We start from the raw sequence: 13,021 nt of genomic DNA, 5'->3' as shown, positions 1-13,021 counted from the left end.
ACGTCAATCGCGACCAATGCGTAGCAAACGAAGGAAGGGAAGATGATGGCCGAGCAACCGAAGTTCGATCTGACGGGGCGCGTCGCGCTGGTGACCGGGGCGTCGTCGGGGCTCGGCGCGGGCTTTGCCAAGGCGCTTGCCGCCGCGGGGGCCAAGGTGGTGCTCGCCGCACGCCGCGCCGACAAGCTCGCCGAGCAGGTCGCCGCGATCGAAGTGGCGGGCGGGCAGGCGGTGGCGGTCAGCATGGACGTCACCGACGAGGCGTCGACCAAGGCCGCCTATGATGCTGCCGAGGCCGCGTTCGGCACCGTCGATACGATTGTCGCCAATGCCGGCGTCGCGACCGAAAAAATGGCGATGGGGCTCTCGGTCGACGAGGTCGATTTCCTGCTCGCCGCCAATGTCCGCGGCGTCTTCCTGACCGCGACCGAAGGCGCGAAGCGGCTCGACAAGGCGGGCAGCCGCGAAAAGCAGAACGGCCGCATCGTCCTGATCGGATCGATCACGGCCGAGAAGGTCTTTCCCGCAACCTCGGTCTATGGCGCGACCAAGGCGGCGGTGCGCCATCTGGGCAAGGCGCTCGCGCGCGAATGGGCGCGGCGCGGGATCAGCGTCAATGTGATCCAGCCGGGCTATTTCGAATCCGAAATGACCGCCGAACTGTTCGAGAGCGACACCGGCGCTGCGATGGTGAAGAGCTTCCCGCGCCAGCGCATGCGCCCGCCGAGCGACCTTCACGCGCCGCTGCTGCTGCTCTGCTCGGACGCCGCGCTCGGCATCACCGGCAGCGTCATCACGGTCGACGACGGGCAGACCCTGTGAGCGAGCTGCTGGTCGAACGCCGCGGCGCGGTCGAGATCGCGACGCTCAACCGGCCCGAGCGCCTCAATGCGCTGAACGAGGGGCTGGTCGACGAATTGGGCGCCTATTTCGGCGGGCTTGCCGAACGCCCCGACGTGCGCGTCGTCATCCTGCGCGGCGCCGGACGCGGCTTCTGCGCCGGGCTCGACATTCAGGAGGACCGGTCGAGCGATGAAACACTGGTGCTGCGCACGCTGCGCACCCAGACGAGCATCGGCAATATCTATCGCAAGATGCGCGCCTGCCCGCAGCCGATCGTCGCGCTCGGGCACGGCGCGGCGTGCGGCGGCGGGCTGTCGCTGCTGCTCGCCTCCGACGTGCGCTATGCGGCGCCGTCGTTCCGCTGCAACGCCGCCTATATCCGCATCGGCCTCGGCGGCTGCGACATGGCGTCGAGCTATTTCCTGCCGCGCCTCGTCGGCGCGAGCCTTGCGTCCGAAATGATCCTGACCGGCCGCTTCATCGACGCCGAGCGCGCTCTGCGCGCCGGGCTGGTCAGCGAGATCGTCGACGAGGAGGCGCTGCTCGACCGCGGTCTCGCGCTCGCCGACGAAATGCTCGCGACCGCGCCCTATGGCCTTCGCTTGTCGAAACAGGCGCTGAATCTCAACATCGACGCACCGAGCCTCGAAGCCGCGATGGCGATCGAGGATCGGCAGCAGGTGATCCTCTCGGCGACCGAGGATCACCGCGAGGCGCTCGCCGCCTTCCTCGAAAAACGCGCGCCCGACTATCGCGAGCGATAGGGTCCGTACTCCATTACAGCGCTGTCGAGGCGCCCAAATGGCGAACAGCTCGGGCCGAAAGACGCGCCGCGAGGGCTGGTCGCCCTTGCAAGCGGCTTTCGGGTCGAGATGGAAGCCATTTGGGCGTCCCCCAATTAAGCGAGAAGGGGGATTTGATCAAAATGGCCCATTGCTTCGTCGAGAAGTCTGGCAATATCGACATATTCCTGCGCCTTCTCTCCTCGCACTGAGCCATTTTGCTTCAAACCTCGACGGCGCTGTAATGGAGTACGGACCCTAAGGTTAATCGAAGCTGCATCGCCCCATTGACTTGAGAATATATTGACATAGTAAGTGCCATATCCCGAGGGGGTGGGAGTGATGGCAGTACGCTGGAGGACCACTAGGCCGGGTCGCATAGGCGCGTCCCGGTGTGCTGCCATCATCGCAATCGCCGCGCTGATCGGCGCTTCTCCCGTTCAGGCGCAGCTCGCCAAGCCCGCGCCGCGCCATCCGAACATCGTCATCCTGCTCGCCGACGACTGGGGCTTCTCGGACGTCGGCTCCTTCGGCGCCGAATTCGCGACCCCGAACATCGACGCGCTCGCTTATGCGGGGATGCGCTTTTCGAACTTCCATGTCGCGGGGTCCTGCTCGCCGTCGCGCGCGATGCTGCAGACGGGGGTGATGAACCACAGGAACGGCCTCGGCAACATGCCCGAGACGATCCCCGACGAACATCGCGGCAAACCCGGTTACGATACGGTGATGAACCACCGCGTCGTGACGATCGGCGAGCTTTTGAAGGCGGCGGGCTATCGCACCTATCTCACCGGCAAATGGCACCTCGGCAGCGACGCGACGCGGCTGCCGCACGCGCGCGGCTACGACCGCGCCTTCAGCCTCGCCGATGCCGGCGCGGACAATTTCGAACAGCGCCCGATCGAGGGCATGTACGACAAGGCGAACTGGACCGAGAACGGCAAGCCCGCGACCTTGCCAAAAGATTATTATTCGTCGCGCTTCGTCGTCCAGCGGATGATCGACTATATCGAGGCCGATCGGAAAAGCGGCAAACCCTTCCTCGCCTCGATCAACTTTCTCGCCAATCACATCCCGGTGCAGGCGCCCGACAGCGACATCGCGCGCTATTCGGCGATGTATCAGGGCGGCTGGACCGCGCTCCGCGAAGCGCGGGCGAAGCGCGCGGCGGCGCTCGGCATCATGCCCGCAGGCATGCCGATGGTCACCATGCCGACGACGCCCGATTGGAAGAAGCTCGACGCCGACGAACGCGCCGCGGCCATTCGCGTGATGCAGGCCTATGCCGGCATGGCGACCGCGATGGACCGCGAGGTCGGCCGCCTTGTCGCGCATCTGAAGGCGGCCGGCGATTACGACAATACGATCTTCGTCTTCCTGTCGGACAATGGCGCCGAGCCGACCAATCCGTTCAGCAGCCTGCGCAACCGGTTGTTTCTGGGCATGCAATATGACCTCGCGACCGCGAACATCGGCCGCCCCGGCAGCTTTTCGGCGATCGGCCCCGGCTGGGCGAGCGCCGCGGCGTCGCCGCTGTCGGGCTACAAGTTCAGCGCGACCGAAGGCGGCTTGCGCGTCCCGCTGATTATCGCGTGGCCCGGCCATGCGGACATCCGCGCGGGCGGCATCAGCGACGGCCTCGCGCACGTCACCGACATCTTGCCGACGCTGACCGATCTTGCCGGCGTGGCGGGGCATGGCGGACGCTGGCGGGGCAGGGCGGTGGAGCCCGTCACTGGCCGCAGCCTCGTCCCGATGCTGATGGGCGGCGCGGGCAGCGTCCACGGCGACGCGCCGCTCGGCTATGAGCTGTCGGGCAATGCGGCGCTGTTTCGCGGCGACTACAAGCTGGTGCGCAACCTGCCGCCCACCGGCGACGGCGAGTGGCGGCTTTTCAACCTCAAGACCGATCCCGGCGAGACGCGCGACCTCGCCGCCGCCGAGCCCGACCGCTTCAAGACGATGATGGCCGACTATCGCGCCTATGCGAAGGCGAACGGCGTGCTCGACATGCCGGCGGGCTACACCGCCGACGAACAGATCAACCGCTACGCCTTCGAACAGCAAGGCAAGCCCCGCCTGATCCGCTTCGGCCTGTGGGTCGGTGCATTCGTCCTGCTGGTCTCGGGTCTGATCTGGGGGCTCCGCCGCCGTCGCCGCGCGCGCGGATAGGCACTCAGTCGGCGGCGATCACCGCCATCTGCGCCTCTACCATGCGCGCCATCACCGTGCCCGCTTCCTCGGCCGACAGGCTCTGATCGTGGCGTAGCGTGCGCCAGCTGTGAAAGGACAGCGCGGCGCACAGCGCCTCGACGCCGATCCGGTCGGCGCGCACGGCCGCCGGTAGCAGGCGCAGGATCAGCTCGCGTTCGAGCATCACGACGCGGCTATATTGCCCCATCAGGAACGGCGACTGATAGCGTTTGATATTGGCGGCGAGGCGAAAGGGCAGCGTCGTTTCGAACACCCGCACGCGCCGGCCGACGAGCTCGCGGATATTGCTCTGCCACGGCTGGTCGGGATAGGGCGCCATCACGATCGGCATCACCTCCTCGGTGATCGTCGCGGTGATCTCGGCATAAAGCGCGTCCATATCGTCGAAATGGCGGAACACGGTGCGCAGCCCAATGCCCGCCTCCTCGGCGACGCGCGCCGCGCTCGGCGACAGGTCGCCCCCGACGATCAGCTCCATCATCGCCTCGACGATGCGCCGATGGCTCGACCGCCCGCGCTCGCGGCGGCCGTCGACCCGCGATGGTGCGAGTTCTTGCGCGTTCGATTTTCCGGGCTCTGTCGCCATGGCGTCCCTGCTGGCCCGACTTGGCGCCGGGGTCAAACAATCTTGCGTGCCGGCCAATATAGTGGCACATATAGTGTCAATAGTTTTCGGGGCCGTAGACACCGCGATATGGGGGACGATAATGAAGAAAAGATGGATCGCCCTCTGCGCATTGTTGCTCGCCGGCGCCGGCGGATATTGGGCCTTTGAGGCGAATAAATATCGCATTCCCGGCATCCTCCAGGATTGGAACGATCCCGTGCAGCCGAACCGCGCGGTCGCCTGGCAGCAAGGCCCTGCGAAAGCGCCGGAGGGCCAGCGCCCGCCGAACATCATCCTGATCGTCGCCGACGACCTCGGCTATAACGACATCAGCCTCAACGGCGGCGGGGTGGCGGGGGTCGTCAAGACGCCCAACATCGACGCGCTCGCGCGCGAAGGCGTCGATTTCACCACCGCCTATGCCGCGAACGCGACCTGCTCGCCGTCGCGCGCCGCGATGATGACGGGGCGCTATCCGACGCGTTTCGGTTTCGAATATACCGCGGTCCCGGTCGAGTTCGCCGAAAATCTGGCACATGGCGAAGGGGTCGGACCGCACCGCGCGATCTTCCACGACGAACTGATCACCCCCGACATTCCCGCCTATCCCGACATGGGCGTCCCCGCGAGCGAGGTGACGATCGCCGAGGCGGTGAAGGCGGCGGGCTATCACACGCTCCACATAGGCAAATGGCATCTGGGCGAAGCGCCGCGGCTTCAGCCGCAGGCGCAAGGTTTCGACGAAAGCCTGGCGATCCTTGCGGGCGCTGCGATGTTCCTGCCCGAGGGGGACTCGAACGGCGTCGACGCCAAGCTGGCGTGGGACCCGATCGATCGTTTCATCTGGGCGAATCTGCGCCACGCCGTCACCTTCAACGGCAGCCAGCGCTTCCATCCCAAGGGGCATATGACCGACTATTTCGCCGACGAGGCGATCGAGGCGATCGAGGCGAACCGGAACCGTCCCTTCTTCATGTACCTCGCCTTCAACGCACCGCACACGCCGCTGCAGGCGACCAAGGCCGACTACGACCGGCTGCCGCAGATCAAGGATCACAAGACGCGCGTTTACGGCGCGATGATCGCGCAGCTCGACCGCCGCATCGGCGACGTGATGGCAAAGCTGAAAGAAGCCGGAATCGACGACAATACGCTCGTCATCTTCACCAGCGACAATGGCGGCGCCTGGTATAATGGCATGCCCGACCTGAACGCGCCGTTCCGCGGCTGGAAGGCGACCTTCTTCGAGGGCGGCATCCGCACGCCGCTGTTCATGCGCTGGCCGGGCGGGATCGCGGCGGGAACGCAGCGGACCGACGTCACGGGGCACCTCGACATCTTCGCGACGATTGCTGCCGCGGCCGGCGCGAAGCTGCCGCAGGATCGGACGATCGACAGCGAAAATATCCTCGCCGGACCCGCGAAGCGCCCCGCGATGTTCTGGCGCTCGGGCGATTATCGCGCGGTGCGCGCGGGCGACTGGAAATTGCAGGTGACGAAGCGACCCGAAAAGGCGCGCCTCTACAATCTCGCGACCGACCCGACCGAACGCCGCGATCTCGCCGCGCGCGATCCGCAGCGCGTCGCCGAACTGCGCGCGATGATCGAGGCGCAGAACAGGGGCATGGCCAAGCCGATCTGGCCGGGGCTGGTCGAAGGGCCGGTGCGCATCGACGTGCCGCTCGACGCGCCGTGGAAGGACGGACAGGATTATATTTACTGGACCAACTGAGGCGGGGCCGTTCCAGCATCGGAAAAGCCGATCGCGGTGGTCGCGAGGTAATTGGCGGCGCGCATCCTTTGTGGCAGGTCGGGGCATTCCTCCCCTCGCGCACTGGAGACATCATGCGAGCCCTGCTGCTTTCGATCGCCTTGCTTACGCCGTCGCTATCCGCCTTCGCGCAGGACGCCGTCGTCGACACCCATGTTCACCTCCACAAAGGCGAGGCGTCGCTTGCCGAATATCGGGCGCAACTGAAAGCCGCGAACCAGTCGGTCGACGCCTTCGGGGCGATGTGGTTCGGTGGTCCGAATCAGGCGCTCGCGGGCAATCCTGGCGATATAGCCAAACGCAATGACGCGCTGATCGCGCTCGCCGCGAAGAATCCCGATATGATCGCGATCGCGACGGTCCATCCTTATGATGGCGATGCCGCGCTCGCCGAGGTCGACCGCGTCGCCGCGCGCGGGGTCCGCCTGCTCAAGATCCACCCGCATACGCAGAAATTCGACGCCGCCGACCCGCGCGTGCTGACGCTCGTCAAGCACGCGGGCGAGAAGGGCATGATCGTCGTGATGGACAATGCCAGCATCGTTCCCAGCGATAACGAGAAACTCTTCAACCTCGCGCTCGCGGCGCCGAAGACCAGGTTCATTTTCGGCCATATGGGCGGGCTCGGCTTCCGTTTCTGGAATATCCTCGCGCTCGCGCGCACCGCCGAAAATCTCTTCGCCGACAATATCTATTTCGACATTTCGGCGAGCGTGATCCTCGCGGCGGACTCGCCGATCGAGGAGGAATATGTCTGGACGATCCGCAACGTCGGGGTCGACCATGTGCTGATCGCGTCGGATTTTCCGCAGATTTCGCTGCCCAAAACGCTCGAGGCCTTCGCGAAGCTCGACCTCACCGACGAGGAGCGCGCGAAGATCCGCTCGGGCAACGCGCGCAAGCTGCTCGGGCTCTGACCGATGCCGGTCCATCTTCCCGCTCCCGCTCCTGTGGACATCGCCGGGCACGCGGTCGCGCCCATCGCCTGGGGCATGTGGCGCTTCGCCGGCGTCGATCTTGCGACAGCCCGCGCGCGCATCGACGCGGCGTTCGAGGCGGGCGTGACGCTGTTCGACACCGCCGACATCTACGGCTTCGACACGCCCGGCGGCTTCGGTTCGGCCGAGGCCCTGCTCGGCGAGGTCTTCGCCGAAGCCCCCGGGCTTCGCGACGCGATGGTCCTCGCGACCAAGGGCGGGATCATCCCGGGCGTGCCCTATGACAGCAGCGCACCCTATCTGGCGTCGGCGATCGACGCTTCGATCCGCCGTCTGCGCACCGACCGGGTCGAACTATGGCAGATTCACCGTCCCGATCTGCTCGCCCACCCGCAGGAAATCGCCCGCACGCTCGAAGAGGCGCACCGCGACGGCAAGATCGGCGCAATCGGCGTCTCCAACTTCACGCCGGCCCAGACGGCGGCGCTGGCCCGCTTGCTTTCGGTCCCGCTGGTCAGCCATCAAAGCGAATTTTCACCGCTCCATCTCGCCCCGCTCTTCGATGGCCTCTTCGACCAGTCGATGGAGCAGAGCATGGCCTTCCTCGCCTGGTCGCCGCTCGGCGGCGGCCGCCTTGGGGACCCGGCCGACGATCGCGGGCGGTCGGTCGCCGCGTTGCTCGACGCGAAAGCCGCCGAATATGACGTCTCGCGCGCCGCGGCGACCTATAGCTGGGCGATGGCGCATCCCGCGCGTCCGATCCCGATCGTCGGCACGCAGAAGGTCGAACGGATCAGGGAAATCCCGCAGGCGTTCATCCCGCGCTGGACGCGCGCCGAATGGTATGCGGTGCTGCAAGTCGCGATGGGAGAGCGACTGCCATAAGCGCTACGCCCGATGGTTCGCCCCGGACCCGCAATGAGGAGGTTTTTGAAAGAGATGCCCCGCCTCCACATCGAGACGTAGGAGAGCGGGAGGCGGGGCGAGCGCGCTTAAGCAGGGTGCAGCTTGCGGGTCAATGAACGAAGCGGCGATGGCGGGGCGATCGGCGCATCTTGTTTGCTTGCCGTGCGGTGATATGCCTTCGCGCCATGGAACGCACCGCCTCCTGTCACTGCGGCAAGCTCGTCCTCACCTGCACCGGCGATCCGGCGAAGGTATCGCTCTGCCATTGCTTCGATTGCCAGCGGCGGACCGGATCGCTCTTCAGCGTCGCGGCCTTTTTTCCCCGCGAGCGCGTGACATTGCCTGCCGCGGGCGCCAAGTCATTTAAGCGCCCGTCGGCCAGCGGCCGCGACGTATCCTTCCATTTCTGCCCCGATTGCGGATCGTCGCTGTGGTGGGAACCCGATCGGCTCCCGCACCTGATCGGCGTCGCGGCGGGGGCGTTTGCCGATCGCGACTTTCCCATGCCCGAACAGGCGGTCTGGGCCGAGCAGCGCCACGCGTGGCTCGATCTGCCGCTGCCTGAGCATCCGCGCAATCCGGTGAAGGCAGCGCCGGACTGATCGCTCTTAAAGCCGCCGGCCGAGGCTGATACGCTCCTCGACCGCATATCCCAGCGCGCGATAGAATTGGACGACCGCTTCGTTCGCCGCGCGGACCTGCAGGTTGATCTTTTCGCACCCCAGTGCGTGCAGCGCCCGCTCGGCTTCGCGGACGAGCGCCGTTCCCACGCCGCCGCGCTCGCACGCTTGCCGCACCGCCACCGAATAGAGCCAGCCGCGATGCCCGTCATAACCCGCCATCACCGACCCGATCACCGCGCCGCCGTCCAGCGCCACGAAAAACAGCTCGGGTTGGAAAGCGAGCTTGGCCGGGATCGCGACGTCGGCGCGGTTCCACGGCGGATCGTTCGGAAATGCCTCTTCCCAAAGCGCTTCTACGCCGTCGAAGTCGGATGCCGCATAGCGCCGGATTTCCATCGCTAGCTTGCCCAGACCTGCGCATAGAGCGCCGCCATCTCTTCGGCATCGGGCACGCGCGGGTTGTTCGCGGGCGATCCCGACGCTGCCGCCTGCGCGCACATCGTCGGGACCAGCGCTTCCCAGCGCGCCGCGTCGATCCCCCACGCCGCCGGTCCCGGCACCTCGAGTTCGCGGTTGAGCGCGGCGAGCTCATCCAGCAGCCGCGCCACCGCCGACTGGTCGCCCTCGGCTTCGTCGGCGACCCCCATCGCCCGCGCGCAGTCGGCATAGCGGGTGAGCGCGGCGGGCGCCGACCAGGCGGTCACCGCGGGCAGCAGCATCGCGTTCGACAGCCCGTGCGGGACATGGAAATGCGCGCCGATCGGCCGGCTCATCCCGTGGACCAGCGCGACCGAGCTGTTCGAGAAAGCAATCCCCGCCTGCGTCGCGCCCAGCATCATCGCCTCGCGCGCCGCCGCGTCCATCGGGTCGGCACATACGCGACGCAGATTAGGCGCGATCGCGCGCATCGCGAGCAGCGCCATGCCGTCGCTGAACGGGTTCGCGCGCTTCGACACATAGGCCTCGATCGCATGGGTCAGCGAATCGATCCCGGTATCGGCGGTCAGCCGCACCGGCTTCGTAAAGGTCAGCTCATAATCGACCAGCGCCGCGACGGGCAGATAGGCGAGCCCGGGACACAGCATCTTCTCGTCGGTCGCCTCGTCGGTGATGATCGTGAAGCGCGTCGCCTCCGACCCCGTGCCCGCGGTCGTCGGGATCGCGATCACCGGCAGCCCCGGCGCGTCCTGAACATGCGGCGCCTTATAGTCCGCCATCGCCCCGCCATGCAGGCCGAGCAGCGCGATCGCCTTGGCGCTGTCGAGCGGGCTGCCGCCGCCGAAGCCGACGACGCAGTCATGCTCGCCCTCCCTCAGGAACGCGACCCCGGCATCGATCGACGCGACCGTCGGATCGGGCACGGTCTCGGCGAACACGCGCGCGGCGATGCCCGCCACCGCCAGCCCGTCGGTCAACTCGGCGACGCGTCCGCTGCTGACGAGATAGGCGTCGGTCACGATCAGCGGCCGCGACAGCCCGAGACTCGCGAGCACTTCGGGCAGCTGTTTCGACGCGCCGCCGCCGATGCGAAGGATGCGGGGCAGGGCGATGCTGGCGATACTCAACGGACCATCTCCTTGGCGATCTGACGGCGCGCGTCAGGCGCCGCAGGATTCGCGCACAATCAGATGCGTCGGCAAATAATCAAGATATTGTTCGGCGTGCGGGTCCATGACCTGCGACACCAGCCGGCGGCCCGCTTCCAGCGTATCCTGCTGGATCGTCGTCAGCGCGGGGGTGCTGAGTCGCGCGAGCAGCATGTCGTCATAGCCGACGACCGACACGTCCTTGGGCACCGACAGATTGGCCTTGCGCAGCGCGCGGATCGCGCCGAGCGCGATCAGGTCGCTCGACGCGAAGATGGCGTCAGGGCAGCGGCCGCGCGCGAGAAGCTGGCCGAGCGCGCGCTCGGCCGATTCGAAACCGAAATCGACGCGCACGTCGAGCGCGGGGTCGGCGTCGAGCCCGTTCGCCTCGAGCGCTTCGAGATAGCCCTGGCGACGCTGCATCGCCTCGGGATCGCTCGACCCGACGAAAGCGATCGCCTTGCGTCCCAGCCGCGCGAGGTGCAGCGTCGCGCGGCGCCCGCCGAGCACATTGTCCGATCCGACCGAGCGATATTTCTGCCCCGGCATATGCGCGCCCCAGACGACGAAGTTGCTGTTCGCGTCGGCGAGCTGGTTGAACCCGTCGTGGAGCATCGCCTGGCCGAGGAAGATCACGCCATTGGCGCGGCTGCTGTTCATCACCGTCAGCAGATCGTCGACGTCGCGCGGCGCGGTGTGGCTGACGGTGAAGTCGCAATCGCGCGCGCGCGCCGCTTCGCCGATGCTCGCGAGCAGTTCGAGGAAGAAGGGATGCGACAGCGGAAGCGGGCGGCCCTGCATATGCGGGGTGACGACGACGATCGAACCCTCGGCGCCCACGGGCGCGGCGGGCATATAGCTGCGGAACGGATAATTATGCTCGCGCGCGAGCGCCCAGATCTTCTTCTTGGTGGCGAGGCTGATCAGCGGATGGTCGTTGAGCGCGCGCGACACCGTCGAGATCGACACGCCGGCCATCCTTGCCAAGTCTTCCAATCTCGTATTGTTGGTGCTCATAAGCTTGCCATCCATGTTCGACGCCGACATGCGTTAGCACGATTAGGGGGAGGGAATGCAAGATTTGCATGTCGATAACCCGCGAAAGCGTCAGGGGAATGGAGTTCCGCGCGGCGCCCGCCGCGCGAATTTGCACATCTGGAACATGTGCTTTGCATTATTCGGCATCCAGATCGTCTGGGCGCTCCAGAATGCCAACACGACGCGGATTTTCCAGACGCTCGGCGCCGACGTCGCCGCGCTGCCCGCGTTGTGGATCGCGGGGCCGATCACCGGGCTGATCGTCCAGCCCATTGTCGGCCACCTCAGCGATGGCTCGCGATCGCGTTTCGGCCGGCGGCGGCCGTTCCTGATCGCCGGCGGGCTGCTGACGGCGCTCGCGCTGCTGATCATGCCCAATGCCGCGACCCTGTGGGCGTCGGTCGCCGCGCTCTGGCTGCTCACCGCCTCGAACAATATCAGCATGGATCCCGCGCGCGCGCTCGTCGCGGACAATCTTCCCGAGGCGCAGCGCGCCAGGGGCTATGCGATCCAGGTCTTCTTCATCGGCGCGGGCGCGGTCTTCGCCTCGTCGCTGCCGTGGGCGCTCGTCAACTGGTTCGGCGTATCGGGAACCGCGGCGCCAGGCGCTTTGCCCCCCGCCGTGCGCTACGCCTTTTACATCGGCAGCGCCTGCCTGTTGCTTTCGGTCTTCTGGACCGCGGCCTCGACCCACGAACGGCCGGTGAGCCTCGCTGCAGCGCCGCCGGGCGGCCGTCAGCCCGATGCGCCGGTCGATCGCCCCGCGCACCCCGCGAGCGGCCGCTTCCTCGCCCTTGCGGGTGCGGGCTTGCTGCTGGTGGCCATCGTGCTGCGCTGGCGTTGGGAAGTGCTCGTTCTCGGGGCGTCGGCGCTGATGATCGGGGCCGGACAGATGGCGGCGGCATGGCGCCGGGCGCGCGGTGCCGACGCGCTCGGCCTGCTCCAGATCGGCGAGGATTATGCGCATATGCCCGCGGCGCTGAAACGCCTCGCGCTCGTGCAATTCTTCACCTGGTTCGCGCTGTTCACGCTGTGGATCTACGCGGCGCCGACCGTCGCGAGCCGCTATTATGGCAGCAGCGACCCGGCATCCGCCGCCTATTCCGCGGCGGCCGACTGGGTCGGCATCCTGTTCGCGGCCTATAATGGCGTCGCCGCGATCGGCGCCCTCGCGCTGCCTGCGCTGGCGGCGCGGATCGGCGAGCGCCGGGCCTATGCGCTCTGCCTGCTGTGCGGCGCGGCGGGGATGGCGGGCTTTGTGCTCGCGCCCGGCGCGGAGTGGCTGTGGGTCGCCGCGGCGGGCATCGGTATCGCTTGGGCCGCTATCCTGTCGCTGCCCTATGCGATCATCGTCAACGCCGTGCCGGCGGGGAAGGTCGGGGTCTATCTCGGCATCCACAACATCTTCCTCGTCGTGCCCCAGCTCGTCGCGGCGATCTGCCTCGGCGCCGCGGTCCAGCATCTGTTCGGCGGCCAGCCGGCGCCGGCGTTGGCGCTCGCCGCCCTTTTTCTCGGCGCCGCCGCGCTCGCCGCCCTCGCGATTCCCGCCTCGCGATCCTGACCTTCGATCCGTATGCTTCGTCGCTTTATGCAATAATTTGCATAAAAGAAATCGGACGCAAACGTATGCGGTGCTTCGTTCCAAATCGCCTGTTCCACGCCGAAATCGCAGTTAATCATATGATTTAAAGTCATATAGTCTCGATGCCT

The 13,021-nt window shown here is 66.8% G+C and carries 12 protein-coding genes; 8 read left to right on the top strand and 4 right to left on the bottom strand.

The genetic code is table 11. The features are described from left to right. Positions 1 to 45: 45 nt before the first annotated feature. From VFG17_RS06380 to VFG17_RS06370, 3 genes are all read left to right on the top strand, one after another. Positions 46 to 822 carry an SDR family NAD(P)-dependent oxidoreductase gene (locus VFG17_RS06380; RefSeq protein ID WP_325028618.1) on the top strand — a complete coding sequence of 259 codons (777 nt, stop codon included), beginning with the start codon at positions 46 to 48 and terminating at the stop codon, positions 820 to 822. Continuing rightward, on the top strand, positions 819 to 1,607 hold the full coding sequence (locus tag VFG17_RS06375; RefSeq protein WP_325028617.1) for an enoyl-CoA hydratase/isomerase family protein: 789 nt from the start codon (positions 819 to 821) through the stop codon (positions 1,605 to 1,607). The genes VFG17_RS06380 and VFG17_RS06375 overlap by 4 nt, the downstream gene beginning before the upstream one ends. A 360-nt stretch (positions 1,608 to 1,967) precedes the next feature. Continuing rightward, positions 1,968 to 3,800: an arylsulfatase gene (locus tag VFG17_RS06370; protein WP_325028616.1), complete on the top strand. Its 1,833-nt coding sequence runs from the start codon at positions 1,968 to 1,970 to the stop codon at positions 3,798 to 3,800. 4 nt (positions 3,801 to 3,804) lie between these two features. Here the strand turns inward: VFG17_RS06370 and VFG17_RS06365 are convergent, their stop codons facing one another. After that, positions 3,805 to 4,428: a TetR/AcrR family transcriptional regulator gene (locus tag VFG17_RS06365; protein WP_325028615.1), complete on the bottom strand. Its 624-nt coding sequence runs from the start codon at positions 4,426 to 4,428 to the stop codon at positions 3,805 to 3,807. A 121-nt stretch (positions 4,429 to 4,549) separates the two neighbouring features. On the opposite strand from VFG17_RS06365, the gene VFG17_RS06360 reads away from it, so the two are divergent. From VFG17_RS06360 to VFG17_RS06345, 4 genes are all read left to right on the top strand, one after another. Continuing rightward, the gene (locus VFG17_RS06360; RefSeq protein ID WP_325028614.1) at positions 4,550 to 6,181 is read left to right on the top strand and encodes a sulfatase-like hydrolase/transferase; all 1,632 of its coding nucleotides are present in this window, start codon (positions 4,550 to 4,552) and stop codon (positions 6,179 to 6,181) included. Positions 6,182 to 6,294: 113 nt separating this feature from the next. After that, positions 6,295 to 7,137, top strand: coding sequence for an amidohydrolase family protein (locus tag VFG17_RS06355; protein ID WP_325028613.1), 843 nt, complete (start codon positions 6,295 to 6,297; stop codon positions 7,135 to 7,137). Positions 7,138 to 7,140: 3 nt separating this feature from the next. Next, a complete protein-coding gene (locus VFG17_RS06350; RefSeq protein WP_325028612.1) occupies positions 7,141 to 8,043 on the top strand; it encodes an aldo/keto reductase in 903 nt (300 codons plus the stop codon). 206 nt (positions 8,044 to 8,249) lie between these two features. Continuing rightward, complete coding sequence (locus VFG17_RS06345; protein WP_325028611.1) at positions 8,250 to 8,666, top strand: GFA family protein; 417 nt, start codon at positions 8,250 to 8,252, stop codon at positions 8,664 to 8,666. Positions 8,667 to 8,672: 6 nt separating this feature from the next. Here VFG17_RS06345 and VFG17_RS06340 read toward each other — a convergent pair whose 3' ends face one another. From VFG17_RS06340 to VFG17_RS06330, 3 genes are read right to left on the bottom strand one after another with little or no spacing between them, the layout of a single operon-like run. Next, positions 8,673 to 9,083, bottom strand: coding sequence for a GNAT family acetyltransferase (locus VFG17_RS06340; RefSeq protein ID WP_325028610.1), 411 nt, complete (start codon positions 9,081 to 9,083; stop codon positions 8,673 to 8,675). A gap of 2 nt (positions 9,084 to 9,085) precedes the next feature. After that, positions 9,086 to 10,252 carry an iron-containing alcohol dehydrogenase gene (locus VFG17_RS06335; protein WP_325028609.1) on the bottom strand — a complete coding sequence of 389 codons (1,167 nt, stop codon included), beginning with the start codon at positions 10,250 to 10,252 and terminating at the stop codon, positions 9,086 to 9,088. A 33-nt stretch (positions 10,253 to 10,285) separates the two neighbouring features. After that, on the bottom strand, positions 10,286 to 11,290 hold the full coding sequence (locus VFG17_RS06330; RefSeq protein WP_325028608.1) for a LacI family DNA-binding transcriptional regulator: 1,005 nt from the start codon (positions 11,288 to 11,290) through the stop codon (positions 10,286 to 10,288). A 145-nt stretch (positions 11,291 to 11,435) separates the two neighbouring features. Here VFG17_RS06330 and VFG17_RS06325 point away from each other — a divergent pair, with 145 nt between their 5' ends. Beyond that, positions 11,436 to 12,872: an MFS transporter gene (locus VFG17_RS06325; RefSeq protein ID WP_325028607.1), complete on the top strand. Its 1,437-nt coding sequence runs from the start codon at positions 11,436 to 11,438 to the stop codon at positions 12,870 to 12,872. Positions 12,873 to 13,021 lie beyond the last annotated feature (149 nt).

The organism is Sphingopyxis sp., from assembly GCF_035686825.1.
In the GTDB taxonomy this organism is placed as follows: Bacteria; Pseudomonadota; Alphaproteobacteria; order Sphingomonadales; family Sphingomonadaceae; genus Sphingopyxis.
Note: the sequence above shows the minus strand (reverse complement) of the source record. Positions and strands in the feature narration are given on the sequence as shown.

Excerpts from the sequence above, each read along its gene's own strand:
- VFG17_RS06380 (WP_325028618.1), top strand. The coding sequence starts at position 46 with ATGGCCGAGCAACCGAAGTTCGATCTGACGGGGCGCGTCGCGCTGGTG.
- VFG17_RS06370 (WP_325028616.1), top strand. The coding sequence starts at position 1,968 with ATGGCAGTACGCTGGAGGACCACTAGGCCGGGTCGCATAGGCGCGTCC.
- VFG17_RS06365 (WP_325028615.1), bottom strand. The coding sequence starts at position 4,428 with ATGGCGACAGAGCCCGGAAAATCGAACGCGCAAGAACTCGCACCATCG.
- VFG17_RS06360 (WP_325028614.1), top strand. The coding sequence starts at position 4,550 with ATGAAGAAAAGATGGATCGCCCTCTGCGCATTGTTGCTCGCCGGCGCC.
- VFG17_RS06355 (WP_325028613.1), top strand. The coding sequence starts at position 6,295 with ATGCGAGCCCTGCTGCTTTCGATCGCCTTGCTTACGCCGTCGCTATCC.
- VFG17_RS06350 (WP_325028612.1), top strand. The coding sequence starts at position 7,141 with ATGCCGGTCCATCTTCCCGCTCCCGCTCCTGTGGACATCGCCGGGCAC.
- VFG17_RS06345 (WP_325028611.1), top strand. The coding sequence starts at position 8,250 with ATGGAACGCACCGCCTCCTGTCACTGCGGCAAGCTCGTCCTCACCTGC.
- VFG17_RS06340 (WP_325028610.1), bottom strand. The coding sequence starts at position 9,083 with ATGGAAATCCGGCGCTATGCGGCATCCGACTTCGACGGCGTAGAAGCG.
- VFG17_RS06330 (WP_325028608.1), bottom strand. The coding sequence starts at position 11,290 with ATGAGCACCAACAATACGAGATTGGAAGACTTGGCAAGGATGGCCGGC.
- VFG17_RS06325 (WP_325028607.1), top strand. The coding sequence starts at position 11,436 with ATGTGCTTTGCATTATTCGGCATCCAGATCGTCTGGGCGCTCCAGAAT.